Raw genomic sequence first — 20623 nt, forward strand, 5'->3', positions numbered from 1 at the left:
GCGTGCGGCCACCGCTGCATTGCCGCGCTAGCCTCCGGCCAACGACAATTCCAGCCGCTTGCGTTGCAGGAAGCGGCGCACGGCCGGGTCCTGTTCGAGACCGATCGCGAGATCATAGGCATCGAGCGCCTGAGCTTTCGCGCCCGCTCGCGCGAGGAGATTGGCGCGCGCCGCCCAGTACGGCTGATAGTCGGCCAGCCGCGGATCGTCCGCATACGGTTCGAGCGCGTCGAGCGCCGCCTGCGGGCCGTCGCGTTCCGCGAGCGCGAGTGCGCGGTTCACCGCGACCACCGGCGACGCCGCAATCGCGAGCAGCGCGTCGTAGAGCTGCACGACCTCATCCCAGTTCGGGCGGCGCGTCTGGCAGCGGTGCACATGAGCCGATTGCAGCGCAGCTTCGAGTTGAAAGCGGCCGATCGCGTTGAAGGCGCTCGCACGCCGAAGCAGCGCGTTGGCGGCGTCGATCATCGGCGCGTTCCATGCCGACGGATCTTGCGCCGATAACGGCACGTACTCGCCGGCTTCATCGCGTCGCGCATCGCGCCGCGCTTGCGCGAACAGCATCAGCGCGAGCATGCCGAGTGTCTCCGGCTCGTCGGGCATCAGTTCGACGAGCAACTGCGCGAGAAATAGCGCCTCATCGGCGAGATCGCGGCGTTCGGTGTCATTGCCGAGCGGGTCGGTCCACCCCTGCGCATACGCGGCATAAACCGCTTCCAGCACTGCAGCGAGCCGGCCGGGCAGCGCCTCGCGCTCGGGCACGTCGAACGGAATGCCGGCCTCGCGGATCTTGTGCTTCGCGCGCACGAGGCGCTTGGTCATGGCGGCGGGCGACATCAGGAACGCGGACGCGATCGTCTTTGCTTCGAGCCCCAGCACGACTTGCAGCATCAGCGGCGTGCGAATCGTGGCGTCCAGCGCGGGGTGTGTGCACGCGAACAGCAGCGCGAGCCGCCGGTCGGGCAGCACATCTGCTTCATGCTCGTCGATCTCGTCGGCGAGGATCGCGAGCTGGCTCGACACCTCGTCGCCGATGCGGCGATGACGTGCGCCATCGATCGCCCTGCGTTGCGCGACCGTCATCAGCCACGCTTCGGGATTCGCGGGGCAGCCGCGCTCGGGCCAGTCCGCGAGCGCGGCGGCAAACGCTTCGGCTAGCGCATCCTCGGCGGCGGCGACGTCGCGCGTGCGCATCGCCAGCAGCGCGACGAGCTTGCCGTAGCTGCGGCGTGCCACGGCCCCGGCAATCGAATGCGCGGCGGTCCCGGCGCTGCGTGCGCCGCTGCCGCCGCGGTCGTTACCGCCGCGAGAAGGACTCATGCAGCGGCGGGCGCGTCGTAGGGCGCGGTCCAGACGGGGCGCACCTCCATCACGCCGTGCCCCGCGCCGGGGCAACGCGATGCCCACGCAATTGCCGCGTCCAGATTGGGCACGTCGATCAGGTAGTAGCCCGCGAGCTGCTCCTTCGAGTCGGAATACGGCCCGTCGAGCACCTGCGGCTTGCTGTCGACGAGCCGCACCGTGGTGGCGGTGCTCGTTGGCTGCAACCGGTTGGCGCCCAACAGCACGTCGGCCTTTTTCAGCGCTTCGGTGTACGCGTGATAGGCGGCAACGCCTTGCTGCCGCTCGCTGTCGGTCATCTGGCTCCAGCCGGCTTCCTTCGAATAGATCAGCAATAGATATTGCATATGAGCCTCCGTCATGGGGTTGAGGCGGCCGAACGATAGCCGGGCGATGCTCAGGTGATGGTCGCCGCAATATCGGGCCGTCATCACAATGACGCGCGAGCCGCGGGCCGGCGGACAGGTGGCGTCGAAAAATTCGCGGATGGCGGTTCGGCCAGCGGGATGGGTGATGAAATTGTAGGACGCAAATTCGCCGCGCCGCCCGAACGTGCCGATCTCGCGACCTCGTTACCAATAGGCGTGAACTATGACGGGCAGAGTTAAACGATAGTTGCCGTTCGCCGCGATCCCACGTGTAATGCGTGCTCTGCTAGCGCAAATGAAATCGTGGAGAAGACGAAATGGGGATTGCGTCGCCCGATGGGCGTGTTGCCGATAACAACGCTGATGACGCGGGGCGAGCAACGTTCTCGCCGCAGTCGTATCTGTTTGTGCCGGGCAGTCGTCCGGAGCGCTTCGAGCGGGCGCTTGCGAGCGGCGCGGATGCGGTTATCGTCGACCTCGAAGACGCCGTCGCGCACGACGCGAAGGACGCGGCGCGTGAGGCCATCGCCAACTGGGTATCGCACCGTCATCCGGTGCTCGTGCGCATCAACGCGCGCGCGACGCAGTGGTTCGAGCAGGACGCGAAGCTCGGTGCGCTCGATGGCGTGGCGGGCATCGTGCTGCCGAAGGCCGAGTGCGCGGAGGACGTCGCGTCGGCCATCGCGCTCGCGCGCCGCGGCGTGCCGGTCTATCCGCTGATCGAGAGCGCCCAGGGGATGTGGCACGCGATGGCCATCGCAAAGGCGCCCTGCGTGAAGCGGCTGATGTTCGGCACGCTCGATTTCATCGCCGAAATGGGCATGCCCGACGACGGTGAGCCGCTCAATCACTATCGCAGCCAGCTTGCGCTGATTTCGCGCGTGGCCGGCATCGATGCGCCGGTCGACGGGGTCACGCCCGATATTCACGATCTCGCGCGCATCGAGCGCGATGCGCTCAATGGCAAGCGGCTTGGCTTTGGCGCGAAGCTCTGCATTCATCCGCAGCAGATCGAGCCGGTGCACCGCTGCTATCGGCCCAGCGAGCAGGAGCTCGCGTGGGCGGCGCGCGTGGCTGAAGCGGCAAGCAAGGCCGATGCGGGGGCGATCACGGTGGATGGGAAAATGGTCGATCGCCCCGTTATGTTGCGAGCGCAACAAATTCTCGTGCTGGCGGAATCGCTCAGGCGGCAAGCGGAAAAACCGTGAAATAAAGCCCAGCCTTCATGCCCGCTCCACGCGCGGCTGGCCATTCAGCCCCGCCACAACCGGCGCAAGCACCTCCACTAATTCCGTTTTGCCGAAGCGCCGCTCGGGCATGCCGAACTCGACGTCGATCTTGCCGGCGTTGTGCGCATCGTAGAGGTCCGTGATCAGTTGCGCATGCCGCTCGCCTAGCCCCGCGCGCAGCAGCACGGGCGTCCACTGGTCGCGCGGCAGTTCCCGCGCGACGATTTCCCGGTTGCTGATCTCGGCAAGCACATTGGCGACATACGCTGCACTGATGCGACTCGGGCCTTCGATGCTCACGACGCGCGTGCCGTGCCTGTGCGCCGGGTCGCGCAGCAGTTCGGCTGCCGCCACGCCCACGTCTTGCGCCGCGACCGTGGGAAAGCGCTTGTCAAGCGGATGATGAAAGCTCGCCAGCACGCCAGAAGCCAGCGCGGCAGGAATCGTGCGGCGCCAGTTCTGCATGTGCTCGGCGGAGCGAAGCAGAATCAGCCGCGTGGACACGGCCTTCAACCGTTGCTCGAGATAGTGATAAAGCCGCGTGATGCCGGTGTTCCCTTTCAGCTCGGCGCCGTAGTCGGACAGCGCGAGCACGGTCTCAGGCGGGTCCGCGCGCAGCGCCCCGGCGGCTGCGTCGATCATCGTGCGCATCGTCTCCTCGGGATGCGCATCGGCCATGGGCACCGGGCAGAGGATTTGCACCGCCTGCGCGCCGCGAATCGCTTCGGCCACCGAAGCGCAGTCGCTCAGCTCCGCGAATGCGATTTCGCAGCCGAGCGCGGCCAGACGATCGCGCTGATGTGAACTGTGATGCGAACCGCGATGCGAACTGAGCCGGGCGCTGCGATGCGCACCGCGACGCGTCTCGCGCAGCACCGCGCGCACGGCGTGGCCCGCGCCGCGCAAGGCCGTGGCGGTGGCGAATCCGGCGTTACCCGACGCTCCGAAAATGACGTACATGACGACTCCTCGTGAATGTGGTCGTCATGATCGTAAATGGGCCGGGACAGCGAAACGCGCAGGGAAGGATCGCGGCGAGCAAAACTAGATGATGGATTCGAGACGTGCAGCCTGCCCCGTACTAGACTGGCCGCTCTGATAGCGCGCCAAGGGATAGGCCATGAATGCAGTGCTGGAAGACGCGATGGCGCCGGCCGCCGGCCGGGTTGTACTGAAAAGCAGCAACGCATTGGGCTGGCGTGGCTTTGGCGCGCAAATGCTGGCGATTTCGGCGGGCCGCCATCGTATTGCGGGCACGGCGTATCATCGTGTCGGCGTGCATTTCGGCGCGCCGGTGCGCGCCAATTGCGTCTGCGATGGCCGGCGTCTCGCGCGCATGCAGGCGCAAGGCGATGCCGATGTCGTTCCCGCAGGGCTCGACGGCGTATGGGTCGACGACGCCGATTGCACCGTGCTGAGCATTCGCCTGGAAGACGCCTTTGTGCGCACGATTGCCGAGCAGCTTGTGCGCAAGCCCGACACCGCCACCATTGCACCGCGCCTGCAACTGCGCGACGCGCGCGTGCAGCATCTCGCATGGGCGCTGCGCGCCGAACTCGATGCGGGCGAGGCCTCGGACCCGCTCTACGCGGAGAGCATCGGCACGGCGCTCGCGGTGCGTCTGCTCGACGCCGCCGACCCGCTTCAGGCGCGCCGCGCCGCGCTGTCGCCGCGTCTCGCCGCGCGCGTGACCGATTACATCGAGAGCCATCTCGATGCGCGTCTCACGCTCGCTGAGTTGGCCGCCCTCGTCGACCTGAGCGTGCCCCATTTCAAGGTGCTGTTTCGCGGGACGCTGGGCATGCCGGTGCATCAATACGTGGTGCGGCGCCGGGTGGAGCGCGCGCGGGCGCTGCTGCTGAAGGGCGGCCTCAATGCGACCCAGGCGGCGCTGGAAGTGGGGTTCGCGCATCAGAGCCACCTCGCGCACTGGATGAACCGCGTGCTCGGCGTGACCCCGCGTGGACTCATGCGCGAGGCCGCGAGCGAGGTCATGAGCGACACGGTGGTCCAGCTTACGGTTTGCGCAGATCCACGAGCGCTCGACCCACGCGGTCGATGACACCGGCCCAGTTGCCGGGCTCGGTCTGACGAAACAGGCGCGTGCGCGGATACCACGGCGAATCGTCCCGGTCGCGCAGCCAGCGCCAGCAGCCGTCGTGGCGCGAGAGTATCCACACGGGCTTGTCCAGCGCGCCGGCGAGGTGCGCGACCGAGGTGTCCACGCTGATGACCAGGTCGAGGCATTCGACGATGGCTGCCGTGTCGGCGAAGTCGCGCACTTCGTGCATCGGGTCGAAGGGGCGCAGGGGCCGCGGCAAGTCTTCGATTTGGGACTGCGAGGCGGCCCCTTTTTGCAGGCTCACGAATGTCACGTCGGTGGCACCCGCGAGCTCGAGCAAGGGCAGGAACGCCTGCGCTGGCACGGAGCGGCGTTTGTCGATTGCATTCGAGCCGCGATCGTGAGTGCGCGGGTCGCCCGACCACACGAGACCGACCTTGAACCCGTGCGCGGGCAAGCGTGCGCGCCACGCGCGCGTCAGGTCGGCGGATGCGTGGAGGTAGGGCGTGCGTGCCGGGATCGTTTCCATGGTCGTGGCGCAATGCATCGGCAGGCTGAGCATCAGGCACCAGTAATCGTGGCCCGGAATCGTGGTTTTGCCGTCGAGCGGATAGATCGCGTCCACGCCTTCCAGGCTTGCGAACAGCCGCGTGAGCGCGGGCGGGCAGGCGAGGCCGAGGTGCGCGACGCCGCGCGACTTCAGCAAGGTCAGATAGCGGCAGAATTGCAGCAGGTCGCCGTAACCCTGTTCCGGCCAGACCAGCAGCGACTTGGCCCGCAGCGGCTCACCGCGCCATTTCGGGTAGGGCACGGGCGGCAGCGTCCCGTTTACCGCGCCTGCGGATTCGTCGTTGCGCGATTCGTAGAGGCGCCAGCCTTCCTCGAAGGCGCCGAGCCCGAGCAGCAGCATGGCGAGGTTCCCGCGCGCCGTCGAGTAATCGGGCCGCAGCGCGAGCGCCTGACGATAGGCCGCAATGGCCTCGTGCGCGCGCCCTTGCCGATTCAGCGCATTGCCGAGGTTGTTGTGCATTTCCGGCGCGCTCGCGTCGATGGCGAGGGCGTGCCGGAACGCGGCTTCCGCGTCCTTTGGCCTGCCAAGATCGAGCAGGAGCAGGCCGAGATTGTTCTGTGCGAGCGGGTGGTCGGGCTGAACGCGGAGAATCTGGCGATATTCGGCTTCGGCATCGGCAAAGCGCTGTGTGTGCCACAGCAGCACCGCGAGGTTGATTCGGGCCGAGACATAGTCCGGCGCGACGGCCAGTGCACGCCGAAAAGCGGCCTCGGCTTCCGGCTCGCGCTGTTGTGCGCGCAATGCGAGGCCGAGATGGTTCAGCGCCGACGGCAAGTCCGGATGGCTCGACAGCGCGAGTTCGAAGGCGTGCTGCGCTTGTGGCCATTGCCTGCGGCCATAAAACCAGCAGCCGAGATTGTTGAGCGCCTCCAGTCGATCGACCGGACGATGGTGCGCATGCTGGCATTCGTGGAGGCACAGCGCGGCAAGCTCGATGGCCGGCTGGTGCGAGGGCGAGTTCTGAAGCAGTTGATCGAGGCGAGCCAACGCCTCGTCGTAATGGCCCGATGAATAAAGCGACTGAGATGTCGGCCAGGATTCGGCATTCGACATGCTTTCACCTACGTCTGTCCGGAGATCGCTTATCCTCCTACGCCTTTTTCGGACCTTGAACGGGATAATTCCTAAAAACCGCTTTCCCCGTGCATTTCGCATTCGCGATGCACGGCCGCGCCGCTACCCGTTTCACCGGAGCAGCGGCGCAGCACGTTGACTTCGCAATTACTTCGATATGCGAATTACTTCGCCACGGGCATCGTGAACTCCGCGCCCTTTTCGGTGCTTTCCGGCCAGCGCTGCATGATCGACTTCTGCTTCGTGTAGAAGCGCACGCCTTCTTCGCCGTAAGCATGCATGTCGCCGAACAGGCTGCGCTTCCAGCCGCCGAAGCCATGCCATGCCATCGGCACCGGAATCGGCACGTTGATGCCCACCATGCCCACTTCGATCTGGCGGCCGAACTCGCGCGCCACGTTGCCGTCGCGCGTGAAGCAGGCCACGCCGTTGCCGAACTCGTGATCGTTGATCAGCTGCACGGCTTCGGCGAAGTCCTTCACACGCACGCAGGCCAGCACCGGTCCGAAAATTTCTTCCTTGTAGATGCGCATTTCGGGCGTGACGTGGTCGAACAGCGTGCCGCCGGTGAAGAAGCCGTTCTCATGGCCCGGCACCTTGTGGCCGCGACCGTCCACCACGAGCGTCGCACCTTCTTCCACGCCGTTCGCGATGCAGCCTTCAATGCGCTCCAGCGCCTGGCGCGTGACGATCGGGCCCATTTCGGCATCGGCTTCCATGCCGTTCTTGATGACGAGGTTTTTCGCGCGCTCGGCAAGGCGCGGCACGATCTTGTCGGCCACTTCGCCCACCAGCACCGCAACCGAGATCGCCATGCAGCGTTCGCCCGCCGAGCCGTAGCCCGCGCCGATCAGCGCGTCCACGGTCTGGTCGATGTCGGCGTCGGGCATCACGACCATATGGTTCTTCGCGCCGCCGAGCGCCTGCACGCGCTTGCCGTGCTTCGCACCGGTCTCGTAGATGTAGTTCGCGATCGGCGTGGAGCCGACGAAGCTCACGGCCTTCACGTCGCGATGCGCGAGCAGCGCGTCGACCGCGACCTTGTCGCCCTGCACGACGTTGAACACGCCGTCGGGCAGGCCCGCTTCCTTCAGAAGCCGCGCCATCAGCAGCGACGCCGAAGGATCGCGCTCGCTCGGCTTGAGCACGAACGTGCAGCCCGCCGCCAGCGCGACCGGGAACATCCAGCACGGCACCATGCACGGAAAGTTGAACGGCGTGATGCCGGCTACCACGCCCAGCGGCTGGCGCACGGTCCAGTTGTCCATGCCGGTGGAAACCTGCTCGGTGTAGTCGCCCTTGAGCAGTTGCGGAATGCCGCAGGCGAATTCGATGATTTCGATGCCGCGCGTGACTTCGCCCTGCGCGTCGGCGAACACCTTGCCGTGCTCGGCGGTGATGATGGCCGCGAGGTCGTCCTTGTGGCGGTTCATCAGCTCCAGAAAGCGCAGCATGACGCGTGCGCGGCGAATCGGCGGCGTGTCGCGCCAGGCCGGGAACGCGGCTTTCGCGCTGGCCACGGCGGCGTCGACGTCGGCCGCTTCGCCCAGCACCAGCCGGCGCGCCACTGCGCCCGTGGCAGGGTTGAACACCGGCTGGCTGCGCTCGCCCGTGCCGCGCTCGCTCTTGCCGCCAATGAAGTGGACTACGTCCGCGCTATCCGTGTAGGCCTGCATATCGTCTCCTCGCGAAGTGGGTTGATGCAGGCCAGTGTACGGAGGCGCCGGCGCGCTGCAAAGGCGCGCGCGCTGAATTGATTGTTTTTACCGGTGAACAATCACCGGGGTCTGTTCAGGGAACCCACGCTGAAGGAAGCGTGCCCAGTCGAGCGCTTTCAGTGCGAATCGCGCGGCACGTCCGCGCCGCTCGCGCCCACGAGGAAGTCGAGATCCGCGCCTTGGTCGGCTTGCAGCACGTGCTCGACATAGAGCCGGTAGTAGCCGCGCTCGGGCAGCGGCGGCGCTTTCCATTCGGCCCGGCGGCGCGCGAGTTCTTCGTCGGATACGTCGAGATGCAGGCGGCGCGCCGCAACGTCGAGCTCGATCATGTCGCCCGTGCGCACCAGCGCGAGCGGGCCGCCCGCCGCCGCCTCGGGCGATATGTGCAGCACCACCGCGCCATACGCAGTGCCGCTCATGCGGCCGTCCGAGATGCGCACCATGTCGGTGATGCCTTTTTGCAGCACCTTTTTCGGCAGCGGCATGTTGCCGACCTCGGCGAACCCAGGATAGCCCTTCGGCCCCGCGCCCTTGAGAACCATGATGCAGTGCTCGTCGATATCGAGTGATTCGTCGTCGATCTTCTCGTGCAGTTCCTCGACGTTCTCGAACACCACCGCGCGCCCGCGATGACACAGCAACGCGGGCGTCGCCGCCGAGGGCTTGATGACGGCGCCATTGGGCGCGAGGTTGCCGCGCAGCACCGCGATGCCCGCCTTCGGCTTGAACGGCTGGTCGAGCGGTGTGATGACCTCGTGGTTGTAGTTCGGCGCGTCCTCGACGTTTTGCCAGATCGTCCTGCCGTTGACCGTGAGCGCCTGGCGATGGAGCAGGCCGTGCTCGCCCAGTTGCCGCAGCACTGCGGGCAGGCCGCCCGCGTAGTAAAAATCTTCCATCAGGTGCTGACCCGAGGGCTGAAGATTCACGAGGCAGGGCACGTCCGAGCCGAGCTCCCAGTCGTCGAGCGAGAGCGGCACGCCAATGCGCCGCGCCAGCGCGATCAGATGGACGACCGCGTTAGTCGAGCCGCCAATCGCCGCGTTGGCGCGGATGGCGTTTTCGAACGCCTCGCGCGTGAGGATCTTCGACATCGTGAGGTCTTCGCGCACCATCTCCACAATGCGCCGGCCCGCGAGTTGCGCGAGCACCTGGCGGCGCGCGTCGACGGCGGGAATCGCCGCGTTGTGCGGTAGCCCCATGCCGAGCGCCTCGACCATCGACGCCATCGTGGACGCCGTGCCCATGGTCATGCAATGGCCGCGCGAGCGGTTCATGCACGACTCCGCCTCGATAAACTCCGCTTGCGTCATGGTGCCCGCGCGCACTTCCTCGGACATTTGCCACACGCCCGTGCCCGAGCCGATCTCGCGGCCGCGGAAGCGCCCGTTGAGCATCGGGCCGCCCGAGACGGCGAGCGCGGGCAGGTTGCACGACGCCGCGCCCATCAGCAGCGCCGGCGTGGTCTTGTCGCAGCCGACGAGCAGGATCGTGCCGTCGATGGGATTGCCGCGGATCGACTCCTCGACATCCATCGACGCGAGATTGCGAAACAGCATCGCAGTGGGCCGCAGGTTCGATTCGCCGAGCGACATCACGGGAAATTCGAACGGCACGCCGCCGGCCTCGTAGACGCCTTTTTTCACGTACCCGGCGAGCTCGCGGAAATGCGCGTTGCAGGGCGTGAGTTCCGACCACGTATTGCAGATGCCGATCACCGGGCGGCCATCGAACGCATCGTGCGGGATGCCCTGGTTCTTCATCCAGGAGCGGTGGATGAAGCCGTCCTTGCCGGCTTTGCCGAACCAGGCCTGGCTTCGCAGGGGCTTGGGAGGGGTGTCGTTCATGCCGCGCCTGTCCGTGTTGTGCAGATGCCGGACGATCATAGAAACGGCGCTATCGCGCGTCAATATTGGGTCCGGCATTCCCGTATATGGGAAACGCGGCGCGGCGGGCTCACTCCTCGCCCAGGCGCTTTTCTATCGAGACGCCCAGCTCCCCAGCCATGCGCTCGACCAGCATCCGCAGGTCCGCGATCTCGTCGGCGAGGCGCTGCTGCTCGGCTTTGAGCGCTTCGTATTCGTCGAGCGATACGCCGCCTGCCTCGCTGCCCATCGCGCCGCCCATCGCGCGCTCGCCGGCTTGCGCGCCGGCCGGCGAGTAAGTGCTCACGTTCACTTCGCCGCACAGCAGATGCATCCAGCGGCTTTCGCGCTCGCCCGGCGCGCGCGGCAGCTTCACCACCAGCGGCGGCTCGCGTTCGGCCAGTTCGCTCAGAAACGCCTCGACCGACGACACATCGGCGAAACCATGGAGGCGCGCGGAATTCAGGCGCAGTTCGGCGGCGGTTTGCGCGCCGCGCAGCATGAGCACCGCGAGCAGCGCAACGGCCTGCGCCGGCACGCCGAGCACACGGTTCAGGTTGTGCTCGAAACGCGGCACGCGGCTGCTGCTGCCTTCGAACACGAGACTGAGCAGCTTGAGGTCTTCGATGGCGCTCAGCACCTCGGCCTCGCTCGCGTTCATGACCGGCGTGCGCGCGGTCTTCTGGTTGCAGCCCGAGGTGAGCGCGTTCAGCGAGAGCGGGTAGGTGTCCGGCACGGTGTGCTGCTTCTCGATCAGCACGCCGACGATGCGCGCTTCAAGCGGCGTGAGCGCACGCAGCGTGCGCGGCGACGAAGCATCGGCAGGAGTGTTCATAAGCGCGGTCCGGCAGGGAGTTTTTTAACGGGATTCGATCATACCTGCTCGGTTCGCGCTTGCGTATCGCCGCAAGGCGCGCCCGGATCCACGGTTTGGCGTTGCAAACGCTGTAATTCTTATTTCATTTTGCAACGTGATGTGTCGATGGCTTTCTCGAAGTCCCAATATTCAGATCAACAAGCATGCAGCGGCGCAAACAGTCCGTAACAATCCTTATTGCAGCGCAGCAAAATGATGCCTACACTGATCCAATCCGCTCACAACGTGGAAAGTTCCCGAAAGGAGGGCGTGCCACCATGACGTCCGAAACGCCAACACTGAACTCATCCCCAAAGCTGCACGTCTTCGAACAGGAAGGCGGCTGGCACTGGGGCATCACCATTCCGAGGGCCGGTGGCAGCGGTTTCAAGGTCATCGCATACAGCGCGACCACGTTCATGCACGAAACCGAAGCCTGGCGCGATGGCGATCGCGCCCTTGGCGATCTTCGCGAGGGCTCGCTCGCGGTTCTCGCTCCTTAAAAAAGGGGTGCGGACCTGCGAGGTGCTGCGCCCTGCCTGCCACTTACCGATGCAGCGGCCACGCTGAAATTCGGCCCCTGCTGAACAAACTTTCTGGTCTACTCGGCCTTCTGTCTTGCAAGTCACGCAACCAGAAAAGGTCTGACGATGATCACGCACCCCGAGACTGAGACCGAGACGCGGCGCAAGCGTTACGCCATGCATCGCCTGAGCCTGGCGATGAAGCGTCTGATTCAGATCGATGCCGATGCCAGTCAAGAGCGCATCATGGCGACGCGCTGGGTGGTTGCGTGGGGTGCCGCCGTGGGCGAGCGGCGTTTTGCGGGACTGCCGCATGGCGGCGGCGGTCACGCGGCCGCGGCGCGAGCACAGTCCCACGGTGTTACCGGCTGGGCGCAATAACACGGTAGCGCGGGCTGCAGCGTTCTTGTGCCGGGTTTTCAGAGGTATGTCCCGGGTGTGCCGGTCGTCGCGGAATCACAGGCCCTGCGCCATCGTCGCCAGCCCGGCAATAATGCCGGCCACTCCGATGATGCGCGCCACCTGCACGTGACACGGCGCGATGCGCTCGGCGGCGATGACCGCCGTGATCGCTGCCATCGCGCGCGGATCCATTACGCCCACCACGAGCAGCACCGCCATCCAGTTGCCGCAGCAGAGGCCGCACTGCACGCCGAGGCGCAGTCCATGGCGCAATGCCGCACTCGCGCTGGCGGGCGCGTGCGATCGCATCGGCGCATCGCCGCATCGGCGCATTGTGCGGCAGCAGGCAAGCTGCTGCGCTTTCCATGACGTGAACTGAAACAGGCTGGCGAGCACGAGGAGCGCGCCCGCACTGGCCGGCGCAGCGCGAGCGAGCGCGGGCACGCGTATCGCGCCGGCTGCCAGTGCGCTGCCCAGCGGAAATACCGCGCAGCCGGCCAGCATCCAGAACATGAAGTAGCCCGCGCCGATCAATATCATTAGCAATCCGGATTGAGTGGGAGGCAGGCGGCTCCACGTTCCGCGCTCGCGCAACACCATCGGCACGAGCACGGGCAGCATCATCGCGGGCATCATCACTGCCCACATGGAGGCAAACGAGGCGGCGGCCTGCCACCACGTTTGCCCGCACATCGGCGTCCAGATCGCCGAAAGCATCCAGCGGCCCGCCATCGGCGTGCCGCTCATCGCCGCCATGTAGGCGTAGCGCCGCACCGTTGCGGCCGCGCTCGCCGCGAACAGCAGCGCCGCCGCGCCGATCAGGATGCTGTTCGACGCGGTGCGCCGGGACATGCCGGGCATGCGCGTCATGTCGACGATGCTCATGGCCAACTCCGGGGTTTCAGAGGCGGCCGTACTCGTCGTGCCGCTTCCACCAGATGCCCGCTTCGTTGCGTCCGGCGGGCGCGCGGTCGAGCCACTGGTACATGCTCCACAAGCCGTCGAGGCCGCGCGCGTAGGTCGAATACGTGTGGTAGACCACGCCGTCATCCAGCACGAATGCGCTCATGCCGGGGCGGTCGCGCGCATAGGTGGCGGCGTCGGTGCCGCAGCTCGCCGCGAATTGCGCGACCGGCGCGGGCGGCGGCTCCGTGTCCATCGCGTGGCTGCCGCGCACGTAGTTGTATTCGACGCTGCCTTCGCGCTGCTGCTCGGCCGTGAACGAGACGTTGAAGTCGAAGTTGAAATCGTTGCCGCGCGACGACGCCCACGCGAACGCCCACCCCATGCGCTGCCGGTAGGCCAGCAGCTTCGCGAGCGGCGCGCGCGAGACCGCCATCAGCGTCACGTCGTGATTCGCGAGATGGGTGACGCTGCCGGCGAAGCCATCGGCGAGCGCCGAGCATGACGGGCAGCCCGCCGCGTAGTCGGGGCCGAACATGAAGTGATAGACGAGCAGTTGCGAGCGTCCTGCGAAGAGGTCGGGCAGCGTGGCCTGGCCTTGTTCGGTCTCGAACGTATAGGTCTTGTCCACGCGCACCCATGGCAGCGCCCGGCGTTGCTGCGCGAGCGCATCGCTGCGCCGGGTGAGTTCCTTTTCGGCTGCGAGCAGTTCGAGCCTTGCCGCGAGCCATTGCTCGCGTGTTCCAGTCGTGTGCGTTGCCATGGTTGCCTCCTGTGTGGGTCTGCTGGGGTGAGTCCCAGTGCGTCAAAACCGCCTGAATGCCGTGGTAGATTAGGTCCGGCCTTGGTACGGGAGGGAGTGACAAGTGTGTCGGGATTCCGATGAGCATGGACTCGCTGATCACGGCGGCGGCGCACGCGCTCGCCGCTGGTGACCCGCTCGGCGCGCTGAATCGCGTCGCGTTGCGCGACGACCCGCCCGCGCTTGCGCTGCGCGGCATCGCCATGGCGCAGCTCGGCGATCTGGAGCGTGCGAAAGCGCTGCTGCGCCGCGCGGCGCGCGCGTTCGGCGCGAGGGAGGCCGTGGCTCGCGCGCGCTGCGTCGTCGCGCAAGCGGAAATCGCGCTGGCTTCGCGCGATCTCGGCTGGCCCGTGGCCACGCTCGATGCGGCGCGCCGCACGCTCGAAGCGCACGGCGACCGCGTGAACGCCGCCCATGCGCGTTATCTGGAGATTCGCCGGCTGCTGCTGATCGGCCGGCTCGACGGCGCACAGGGGCTGCTCGCTGAAATCGATCCCGCGCCCTTGCCGCCCGCGTTGCGCGCGGCGCACGCGCTGATTGCGGCAGGCATCGCGATGCGGCGCATCCAGACCCAGGCGGCGCGCAAGGCGTTGGCCGACGCCGCGCAGGCAGCGCGTCTTGCGCGCATCGCGCCGCTGCTCGCCGAGGTCGAGAACGCGGCGCAACTGCTCGAAGCGCCCGCCGCGCGTCTCGTTACGCACGGCGAGGCGCGTGCGCTACTGCTCGAAGAAGTCGAAGCGTTGCTGGCGTCGCCGGCGCTGGTGGTCGACGCGTGCCGTTACGTCGTGCGTCAGGGCGCGGCGCTGGTGCCGCTCGCGCGGCGGCCCGTGCTGTTCGTGCTGGCCCGCGCGCTGGCCGAAGCGTGGCCCGGCGACGTGCCGCGCGACGCGCTCATCGCGCGTGCTTTTCGCATGAAGCACGCCGACGAAACGCACCGTGCGCGTCTGCGCGTCGAGATTGGGCGGCTGCGCGGCTTGCTCAAAGGCGTGGCCGGCATCGACGCCACCCAGCAGGGTTTCGCGCTCGCGCCCCAGCATGCGCGCGAGGTGGTCGTGCTGGCGCGGCCCGTCGAGGAGCAGCACGCGGCGGTGCTGGCCTTGCTCGCGGACGGCGAGTCGTGGTCGAGCTCGGCGCTCGCGCTTGCGCTGGGCGCGAGTCAGCGCACCGTGCAGCGCGCGCTCGACGCGCTGGCGGCGGGGCGCAAGGTGCAGGCGTTCGGCCAGGGGCGCGCGCGCCGCTGGATCGTGCCGCCCGCGCCCGGATTCGCGACCAGCTTGTTACTCCCCGCGCCGCTGCCCGGCGATTAGGATGAAGGCGTGAACGAACAGGAGAAAACGATGAAGCACGCCAATGCCACCATCATTCGCGAGTACGGCCCTTTTGCTGGCGTCGATAATGTGCATGGACTCACCTACGACGGCAAGCAGGTCTGGTTCGCCTCGGGCGAACGCATCACGGCGCTCGATCCGCACAGCGGCGAGACGCTGCGCTCGCTCGACGTGGCTGCGCACGCGGGCACGGCCTTCGACGGCCAGCATCTGTATCAGATCGCCGAGGCGCGGATCCAGAAGATCGATCCGCAGACGGGCCGCGTGCTCGCGACATTGCCCGCGCCGGGCAAGGGCGGCGATTCGGGGCTCGCATGGGCCGACGGCACGCTCTGGGTGGGCGAATACCGCGAGCGCAAGATCCACCAGATCGACCCGCAAACCGGCGAGATCCTGCGGACGATCGAAGCGAACCGCTTCGTCACCGGCGTGACCTGGGTGGACGGCGAACTCTGGCATGCCACCTGGGAGGGCGAAGAGAGCGAACTGCGGCACATCGACCCGAACACGGGCAAGGTGCTCGAGCGGCTCGACATGCCGCCGGGGGTAGGGGTTTCCGGGCTGGAGTCGGACGGCGGCGAGCAGTTCTTCTGTGGCGGCGGCAACAGCGGCAAAATCCGCGCGGTGCGCCGGCCCGGGCGCGATGCAGCCCATCAGGGGGACGATGAAGCGGCCGGCTGAGCGGCGTTTCCATCGGCGGCTATGGCCCGCGAGATTCGGCGAGCCGAGTGTCCGGCTGGCCGCGCGAATTGCGTTCATTTCCGCTTCGCGCAGGCGCTGTCGAAGTTTTGAGGCCGGCGCAGGGGGCTTATGCGACGGCGCGCATTTCGTCCGTCTCGGCGAACACCGTCTGTCCGCTGCCACGGGATTTCGCGCGATACATGGCGCCGTCGGCGGCTCGCATCAACGCGCGAGCGGTGAGCGGCGCGAGTGGTGACGCACCGGCCTCTTGTGCCAGCATGCACACGCCAATGCTGCCGGAAACGGCCACAGGATGTCCGGCGACGGTGCGCATGGCGCCCAGGATCGCGTGGATGCGCGTGGCAATGCTCAATGCGTTGGCCTTGCTGGGGATCTGGTGGGCCAGCACCACGAATTCGTCGCCGCCGAGGCGGGCGAGCGTGTCGCCGCGGCGCACGCAACTCGCCAACGCGGCAGCAAAGCGGCGCAGCAGCTCGTCGCCAACCGCATGGCCGTGCGCGTCGTTGACCTCCTTGAAACCGTCGAGGTCGATGAGCAGCAGCGCGGCCTGGCTTGCTTCGGGGCTGCGCAGGGCGAGGGTCCGGCCAATCGCGTGCTCGAGCTGAACGCGATTGCTCAGCCCCGTGAGCGGGTCGGTCGCGGCCTGCTTTTCAAGCCGGCGCACCAGCACCGCCAGATAGATCGAGGTGGCGGCCAGGCTGAGCGCGACGCCGAGGCCGGCCGTGAAATTCGCGTGCCACCACGGCTGCCAATGCATCAAGCCCGCGATACCGGTCAGCGCCACCGCGCACGAGAGCCCGAGCATGCGCTGGCCATAGCGGCAGCCCGCGCCGACCAGAAACCAGAACACGACCCAGAGCAGCGGCAGCGTGGCCTGGCCGCCCACCGCGAGCAGCGCGATCAGGAGCGACTGATCGGCGAACGTGGTGAGGGTCAATCTCCGGCGCGAGCGGCCGGGCGCGACCGTCGCGGCAATGTATGTGACGCCGCCGTAGGCCACGTAAAGTGCGACCAGCGCCGTGGTTTCATAGATGTTTTTGGTTCGATAAACCGAGGCGGCGGCCAGATAGGCTAAAAAAACCAGGCCGCCCAGCGACACGCGCAGCACGGCCTGCTCTTTTTCAGGGTTCTTCTGGAATGCGCCCAGAAAACCCTGCCCGGGCCAAAAATGAGAATAGGCCTCGCTCATGCCAACTACCCCCGATCGAATTCTGGTTTTATCGTCCGGCAGTTTAACTCGCACACAGGGGTTGTTGGCGCAGCAACCGATTTTGTCTGGTGCGGTTGCGAGTGCCGTAAAAAATACCGCAGGAGCCGCGTGATCGATCAGGCGTGCCGGGGTGTATGTCCACCACTGCCCGGCGACCGGGCATCGTCGTATTCACGCGAAATGTCCTTGTTGGTGTAATCGCCCATGCGCCACGCGGCCAGCAGGCTCACCACGCCGCACACGAAAATATAAGCGGCGATTGCATAGCCCGTGCGGTAATACGCGAACAGCGCGGTGGCAATCAGCGGCGCGGGGCCGCCTGCAATCACGGAAGCCAATTGATAACCGAGCGACGCGCCGCTGTAACGCAGCCGCCCCGTGAACGACTCCGCGATCAACGCCGCTTGTGGCCCGTAAAGCATCGAATGAGGCACCAGCGAAAGCACAATGGCCGCGAAAATCAGCGCTGGATTACGGGTGTCGATCATCGCGAAGAAAACAAAGCCGAACAGGCCGGCGCAAGCAGCGCCAATCATGTACATCCGCTTGCGTCCGATCAGATCGGACACGTGGCCAAAGAATGGGATGGTGAAAAATTCCACCACCGCGGCGGCCAGCACGGCCGTGAGCATGAGGTCGCGCGAGGCGCCGAGCGTTCTCACGCCATAGGCGAAGACGAAGGCCGTGAAAATATAGAACGGCGCCTGCTCGGCCATGCGCGCGAATGCCGAGAGCAGGATGTCTTTCGGCTGGCGGCGGATCACCTCCGTCATCGGCGTCTTCTCGATCTTGCGTTCGGCGAGAAGCTTCGCGAAGATCGGCGTTTCAAGAATGCTCAGACGGATATACAGGCCGATGGCGACCAGCACGATGCTCAGGAAGAACGGCACGCGCCATCCCCACGTGAGAAAGCTGCTGCCGGAGATCTGGCTCATCGCCAGCACCACCAGATTGGCGATGAAGAGCCCCGCCGGCACGCCGAACTGCGGCCAGGACGCAACGAAGCCGCGGTGCGCATTGGTGCGCGCCCACTCCATCGACATCAGCACCGAGCCGCCCCATTCGCCGCCCACGCCCACGCCTTGAATGAAGCGCAACACGGTGAGGATCACGGCGCCCCAGATGCCGATCGACGCATAGGTGGGAACGAAGCCCACGGCGAAGGTGGCGAGCCCCATCAGCAGCAACGTGACGATGAGCGTGGCCTTGCGGCCGACCCGATCGCCGTAGTGGCCGAATATGGCCGCGCCCACTGGCCGCGCGACGAAGCCCACGGCGTAGATCAGAAACGCCTGCAGCGTGCCGACCAGCGGATCCGACTCGGGAAAATAGAGCTTCGCGAAAACGAGGCCTGTGACAATGCTGTAAAGGAAGAAGTCGTACCATTCGATCGTCGTGCCGATCGTGCTGGCGATCACGGCCCGGCGCAATTGACGATGGGCTTCCTGATCGGTCAGGAGCAGCGCTCCTGGTTTTTCGTCACTCATTTCGCACCCCCAAGGAATAAGGGTGATGGGGTCTGGTGACTCATGGCGCGCGCGACGGCCTTATCGGCACCCATGTACGCGACGCGTGACAGGCTACGTGCGCCGGGTCGCCAGGGTAGTACCGTAATGATATATCACGTTGTGATGCATTGCGGATTCGATTGAATGGCGCAAGAGCCGATCCCGGGTCGCGGGATTCAGGCCGTATTCAGGGTAAATCCTCACGCGGCCGAATCACCTCTCATCTCCCACCTTGAACACCGCCACCAGCCTGTCGAGCTCCGCCGCCTGCTGCTTCAAGCTCTCCGCCGCCGCCGCGCTTTCCTCCACCAGCGCCGCGTTCTGCTGCGTCACCTGATCGAGCAACTGCATCGCGTCGCCGATCTGCCCGATGCCCGCGCTCTGCTCGAGGCTGGCCGAGGTGATCTCGCTCATCATGGTGCTCACGCTCTGCACCTGCGAGACCACGTCGTCCATGACCTTGCCGGCGTTGGCAACGAGGCGCGAACCGGTGTCCACGGTCCCGGCGCTATGTTCGATCAGCGCCTTGATTTCCTTGGCGGCCTGCGCGCTGCGCTGCGCGAGGTTGCGCACCTCGGAAGCCACCACGGCGAAGCCGCGGCCTTGCTCGCCGGCGCGCGCCGCTTCCACCGCTGCGTTGAGCGCGAGAATATTGGTTTGGAATGCGATGCTGTCGATCACCACGATGATCTCGGAGATCTTGCGCGAAGCATCGCTGATCTGCTCCATCGTGCTCACCACCTGGCCGACCACCTCGCCACCTTCGGCGGCGGCCGAGGAAGCGCGGCTCGCCATTTGCGCGGCGGTGTGCGCGGTGTCCGAATTGTTCTTCACGGCGGCGGTGATCTGCTCCATCGACGCCGCGGTGCGTTCGAGATTGCTGGCCTGTTCCTCGGTACGCTGGCTCAGGTCCGCGTTGCCCGTTGCGATCTGCGTGGAGCCGATCGCGATCGAAGTCGACGAGGCCCGCACGCGGCGCACGAGGGTGTTCATCGACGCGACGAAGCGGTTGAACGCATCGGCGAGCTGGCCGATCTCGTCGCTGCTTTCGACCTTCATATGGCGGGTGAGGTCGCCCTGGCCGCTGGCGATTTCCGCGAGCAGCGTGGCCGCGCGGCGCACCGGCGCGGCGATGGCGCGGCCCACCAGCAGGATCACCGCGAGCGCGCCGGCCAGACCCACGACGGCGGCGATGACGGTCGCCATGCGGATCGCGCGCTCGAACGGCCCTAGCAATTCCGCTTGCGGCACTTCGACCACCACGTAGGCATTGAGCTGCGGCACGAACGAGGTGGCGATGTAGCGCGTGCCGCCCGGCGCCGGGTAGGTCATGAAGGTGTAGCGCTTGCCGGCCAGCAGCGTGGAGCCCGCATTCGCGGGCATGCCGGGCAGGTCCTTGAGGAAGTGCTTGCCGTCGACCAGCGCGGTGTCGCGATGGATCATGATCGAGCCGTCCGGATGCACGAGATACGCAAATCCCGTCTCGCCGAGCTTGTAGTTCGCGACGCCCGCGGCCAGCGCATCAACGGAGAGCCCCATGGCGGCGACGCCGGTCGGGCCGCCGGAACCATTGAGGCTTTCCACGCGCGCATTAATGAACATCATGTAGCCGCCCAGGCTCACGTCGCGATCCATGCTCACCTCGTAGGGCTTGCCCGTGGCGAGGAAGCTCTGGAGCCACTGATCGTGCTCGCCGAGCTTGCGTTGCAGGCCGGCTTCGGTGAAATAGTTGCCGCTCTTCGTGGACGCCCATTGCACGCTCACGGCCTTCTGTTCGGTTTTCACGTTCTGCGCGAGACGCATCCATGTGGCGGTGGCGGCCTCGGGTTCGCCATCGGCTTCCCATTGCTGAAGAAACGGATCGGTTGCCATCGCCCGCGCGGCGGTGATCGGCCCAGCAAGCTGGCGCTCGATGTCGGCGCGAATGCCCTTCACGGCCGTCGGCAGTTCGTCTTGCACGACGCGCTCGCGCACGGTGTCGCCAATCAACCAGACGCTCAGCCCGCTTGAAATGCCGATGAAAATCAGCAAGCAGGTAGTCATGCTCAGAACCAGCTTGTTCTGAATGGAAAGCTTTCGCCAAATGGACATTAGGGGCTCTCGACAACGTTAAACGTGGTTTCGTAAAACGTTATCGGTTGCCGATTCGAGAACTTAAGTAGC

At 66.3% G+C, this 20623-nt stretch carries 18 protein-coding genes; 6 read left to right on the forward strand and 12 right to left on the reverse strand.

Annotation, left to right across the window (positions count from 1 at the left end; translation table 11 throughout):
* Positions 1–27: 27 nt before the first annotated feature.
* On the reverse strand, positions 28–1320 hold the full coding sequence (locus P5W98_RS29295; RefSeq protein WP_421027286.1) for an RNA polymerase sigma factor: 1293 nt from the start codon (positions 1318–1320) through the stop codon (positions 28–30).
* Positions 1317–1688, reverse strand: coding sequence for a YciI family protein (locus P5W98_RS29300; RefSeq protein ID WP_421027287.1), 372 nt, complete (start codon positions 1686–1688; stop codon positions 1317–1319). The genes P5W98_RS29295 and P5W98_RS29300 overlap by 4 nt, the downstream gene beginning before the upstream one ends.
* Before the next feature lie 338 nt (positions 1689–2026).
* Between P5W98_RS29300 and P5W98_RS29305 the strand changes: the two genes are divergently transcribed.
* A complete protein-coding gene (locus P5W98_RS29305) occupies positions 2027–2917 on the forward strand; it encodes an HpcH/HpaI aldolase/citrate lyase family protein (protein WP_421027288.1) in 891 nt (296 codons plus the stop codon).
* A 15-nt stretch (positions 2918–2932) separates the two neighbouring features.
* Here the strand turns inward: P5W98_RS29305 and P5W98_RS29310 are convergent, their stop codons facing one another.
* The gene (locus P5W98_RS29310) at positions 2933–3898 is read right to left on the reverse strand and encodes an NmrA family NAD(P)-binding protein (protein ID WP_421027289.1); all 966 of its coding nucleotides are present in this window, start codon (positions 3896–3898) and stop codon (positions 2933–2935) included.
* 160 nt (positions 3899–4058) lie between these two features.
* On the opposite strand from P5W98_RS29310, the gene P5W98_RS29315 reads away from it, so the two are divergent.
* Entirely contained in the window at positions 4059–5000 is a 942-nt protein-coding gene (locus P5W98_RS29315; protein ID WP_421027290.1) for a helix-turn-helix domain-containing protein, read from the forward strand.
* Here P5W98_RS29315 and P5W98_RS29320 read toward each other — a convergent pair.
* The 4 genes from P5W98_RS29320 to P5W98_RS29335 form a co-directional block, all read right to left on the reverse strand.
* The gene (locus P5W98_RS29320) at positions 4954–6624 is read right to left on the reverse strand and encodes a tetratricopeptide repeat protein (protein ID WP_421027291.1); all 1671 of its coding nucleotides are present in this window, start codon (positions 6622–6624) and stop codon (positions 4954–4956) included. The two genes, P5W98_RS29315 and P5W98_RS29320, sit on opposite strands and share 47 nt — an antisense overlap.
* Positions 6625–6809: 185 nt before the next feature.
* Entirely contained in the window at positions 6810–8321 is a 1512-nt protein-coding gene (locus P5W98_RS29325; protein ID WP_421027292.1) for a CoA-acylating methylmalonate-semialdehyde dehydrogenase, read from the reverse strand.
* 158 nt (positions 8322–8479) lie between these two features.
* Positions 8480–10207, reverse strand: coding sequence for an IlvD/Edd family dehydratase (locus P5W98_RS29330; protein ID WP_421027293.1), 1728 nt, complete (start codon positions 10205–10207; stop codon positions 8480–8482).
* A gap of 109 nt (positions 10208–10316) precedes the next feature.
* Positions 10317–11060: a YceH family protein gene (locus P5W98_RS29335; RefSeq protein ID WP_421027294.1), complete on the reverse strand. Its 744-nt coding sequence runs from the start codon at positions 11058–11060 to the stop codon at positions 10317–10319.
* Positions 11061–11359: 299 nt separating this feature from the next.
* Here P5W98_RS29335 and P5W98_RS29340 point away from each other — a divergent pair, with 299 nt between their 5' ends.
* Together P5W98_RS29340 and P5W98_RS29345 are read left to right on the forward strand one after the other, a co-directional pair.
* Positions 11360–11584 (forward strand): hypothetical protein, encoded by a 225-nt coding sequence (locus tag P5W98_RS29340; RefSeq protein ID WP_421027295.1) that lies wholly within the window; start codon positions 11360–11362, stop codon positions 11582–11584.
* 147 nt (positions 11585–11731) lie between these two features.
* Positions 11732–11986, forward strand: coding sequence for a hypothetical protein (locus P5W98_RS29345; RefSeq protein ID WP_421027296.1), 255 nt, complete (start codon positions 11732–11734; stop codon positions 11984–11986).
* Positions 11987–12061: 75 nt separating this feature from the next.
* Here P5W98_RS29345 and P5W98_RS29350 read toward each other — a convergent pair whose 3' ends face one another.
* Together P5W98_RS29350 and P5W98_RS29355 are read right to left on the reverse strand one after the other, a co-directional pair.
* A complete protein-coding gene (locus tag P5W98_RS29350; RefSeq protein WP_421027297.1) occupies positions 12062–12892 on the reverse strand; it encodes a DUF2182 domain-containing protein in 831 nt (276 codons plus the stop codon).
* Positions 12893–12908: 16 nt separating this feature from the next.
* Positions 12909–13673 carry a DUF899 domain-containing protein gene (locus P5W98_RS29355; protein WP_421027298.1) on the reverse strand — a complete coding sequence of 255 codons (765 nt, stop codon included), beginning with the start codon at positions 13671–13673 and terminating at the stop codon, positions 12909–12911.
* 125 nt (positions 13674–13798) lie between these two features.
* Here P5W98_RS29355 and P5W98_RS29360 point away from each other — a divergent pair, with 125 nt between their 5' ends.
* Together P5W98_RS29360 and P5W98_RS29365 are read left to right on the forward strand one after the other, a co-directional pair.
* Positions 13799–15019 (forward strand): helix-turn-helix domain-containing protein, encoded by a 1221-nt coding sequence (locus P5W98_RS29360; RefSeq protein ID WP_421027299.1) that lies wholly within the window; start codon positions 13799–13801, stop codon positions 15017–15019.
* Between the two features lie 30 nt (positions 15020–15049).
* Positions 15050–15721 carry a Vgb family protein gene (locus P5W98_RS29365; RefSeq protein ID WP_421027300.1) on the forward strand — a complete coding sequence of 224 codons (672 nt, stop codon included), beginning with the start codon at positions 15050–15052 and terminating at the stop codon, positions 15719–15721.
* Between the two features lie 127 nt (positions 15722–15848).
* Here the strand turns inward: P5W98_RS29365 and P5W98_RS29370 are convergent, their stop codons facing one another.
* The 3 genes from P5W98_RS29370 to P5W98_RS29380 form a co-directional block, all read right to left on the reverse strand.
* Positions 15849–16931, reverse strand: a complete 1083-nt coding sequence (locus P5W98_RS29370) for a diguanylate cyclase domain-containing protein (protein WP_421027301.1) — start codon at positions 16929–16931, stop codon at positions 15849–15851.
* 137 nt (positions 16932–17068) lie between these two features.
* Positions 17069–18439 carry an MFS transporter gene (locus P5W98_RS29375; RefSeq protein ID WP_421027302.1) on the reverse strand — a complete coding sequence of 457 codons (1371 nt, stop codon included), beginning with the start codon at positions 18437–18439 and terminating at the stop codon, positions 17069–17071.
* A 234-nt stretch (positions 18440–18673) separates the two neighbouring features.
* The gene (locus P5W98_RS29380; protein ID WP_421027303.1) at positions 18674–20551 is read right to left on the reverse strand and encodes a methyl-accepting chemotaxis protein; all 1878 of its coding nucleotides are present in this window, start codon (positions 20549–20551) and stop codon (positions 18674–18676) included.
* Positions 20552–20623 lie beyond the last annotated feature (72 nt).

The sequence above is a fragment of the Paraburkholderia sp. A1BS-2L genome, assembly GCF_051125205.1.
Classification (GTDB): domain Bacteria; phylum Pseudomonadota; class Gammaproteobacteria; order Burkholderiales; family Burkholderiaceae; genus Paraburkholderia.

Coding starts and splice junctions, on each gene's coding strand:
- P5W98_RS29295 (WP_421027286.1), bottom strand. CDS start 1,320: ATGAGTCCTTCTCGCGGCGGTAACGACCGCGGCGGCAGCGGCGCACGC.
- P5W98_RS29300 (WP_421027287.1), bottom strand. CDS start 1,688: ATGCAATATCTATTGCTGATCTATTCGAAGGAAGCCGGCTGGAGCCAG.
- P5W98_RS29305 (WP_421027288.1), top strand. CDS start 2,027: ATGGGGATTGCGTCGCCCGATGGGCGTGTTGCCGATAACAACGCTGAT.
- P5W98_RS29310 (WP_421027289.1), bottom strand. CDS start 3,898: ATGTACGTCATTTTCGGAGCGTCGGGTAACGCCGGATTCGCCACCGCC.
- P5W98_RS29315 (WP_421027290.1), top strand. CDS start 4,059: ATGAATGCAGTGCTGGAAGACGCGATGGCGCCGGCCGCCGGCCGGGTT.
- P5W98_RS29320 (WP_421027291.1), bottom strand. CDS start 6,624: ATGTCGAATGCCGAATCCTGGCCGACATCTCAGTCGCTTTATTCATCG.
- P5W98_RS29325 (WP_421027292.1), bottom strand. CDS start 8,321: ATGCAGGCCTACACGGATAGCGCGGACGTAGTCCACTTCATTGGCGGC.
- P5W98_RS29330 (WP_421027293.1), bottom strand. CDS start 10,207: ATGAACGACACCCCTCCCAAGCCCCTGCGAAGCCAGGCCTGGTTCGGC.
- P5W98_RS29335 (WP_421027294.1), bottom strand. CDS start 11,060: ATGAACACTCCTGCCGATGCTTCGTCGCCGCGCACGCTGCGTGCGCTC.
- P5W98_RS29340 (WP_421027295.1), top strand. CDS start 11,360: ATGACGTCCGAAACGCCAACACTGAACTCATCCCCAAAGCTGCACGTC.
- P5W98_RS29345 (WP_421027296.1), top strand. CDS start 11,732: ATGATCACGCACCCCGAGACTGAGACCGAGACGCGGCGCAAGCGTTAC.
- P5W98_RS29350 (WP_421027297.1), bottom strand. CDS start 12,892: ATGAGCATCGTCGACATGACGCGCATGCCCGGCATGTCCCGGCGCACC.
- P5W98_RS29355 (WP_421027298.1), bottom strand. CDS start 13,673: ATGGCAACGCACACGACTGGAACACGCGAGCAATGGCTCGCGGCAAGG.
- P5W98_RS29360 (WP_421027299.1), top strand. CDS start 13,799: ATGGACTCGCTGATCACGGCGGCGGCGCACGCGCTCGCCGCTGGTGAC.
- P5W98_RS29365 (WP_421027300.1), top strand. CDS start 15,050: ATGAAGCACGCCAATGCCACCATCATTCGCGAGTACGGCCCTTTTGCT.
- P5W98_RS29370 (WP_421027301.1), bottom strand. CDS start 16,931: ATGAGCGAGGCCTATTCTCATTTTTGGCCCGGGCAGGGTTTTCTGGGC.
- P5W98_RS29375 (WP_421027302.1), bottom strand. CDS start 18,439: ATGAGTGACGAAAAACCAGGAGCGCTGCTCCTGACCGATCAGGAAGCC.
- P5W98_RS29380 (WP_421027303.1), bottom strand. CDS start 20,551: ATGTCCATTTGGCGAAAGCTTTCCATTCAGAACAAGCTGGTTCTGAGC.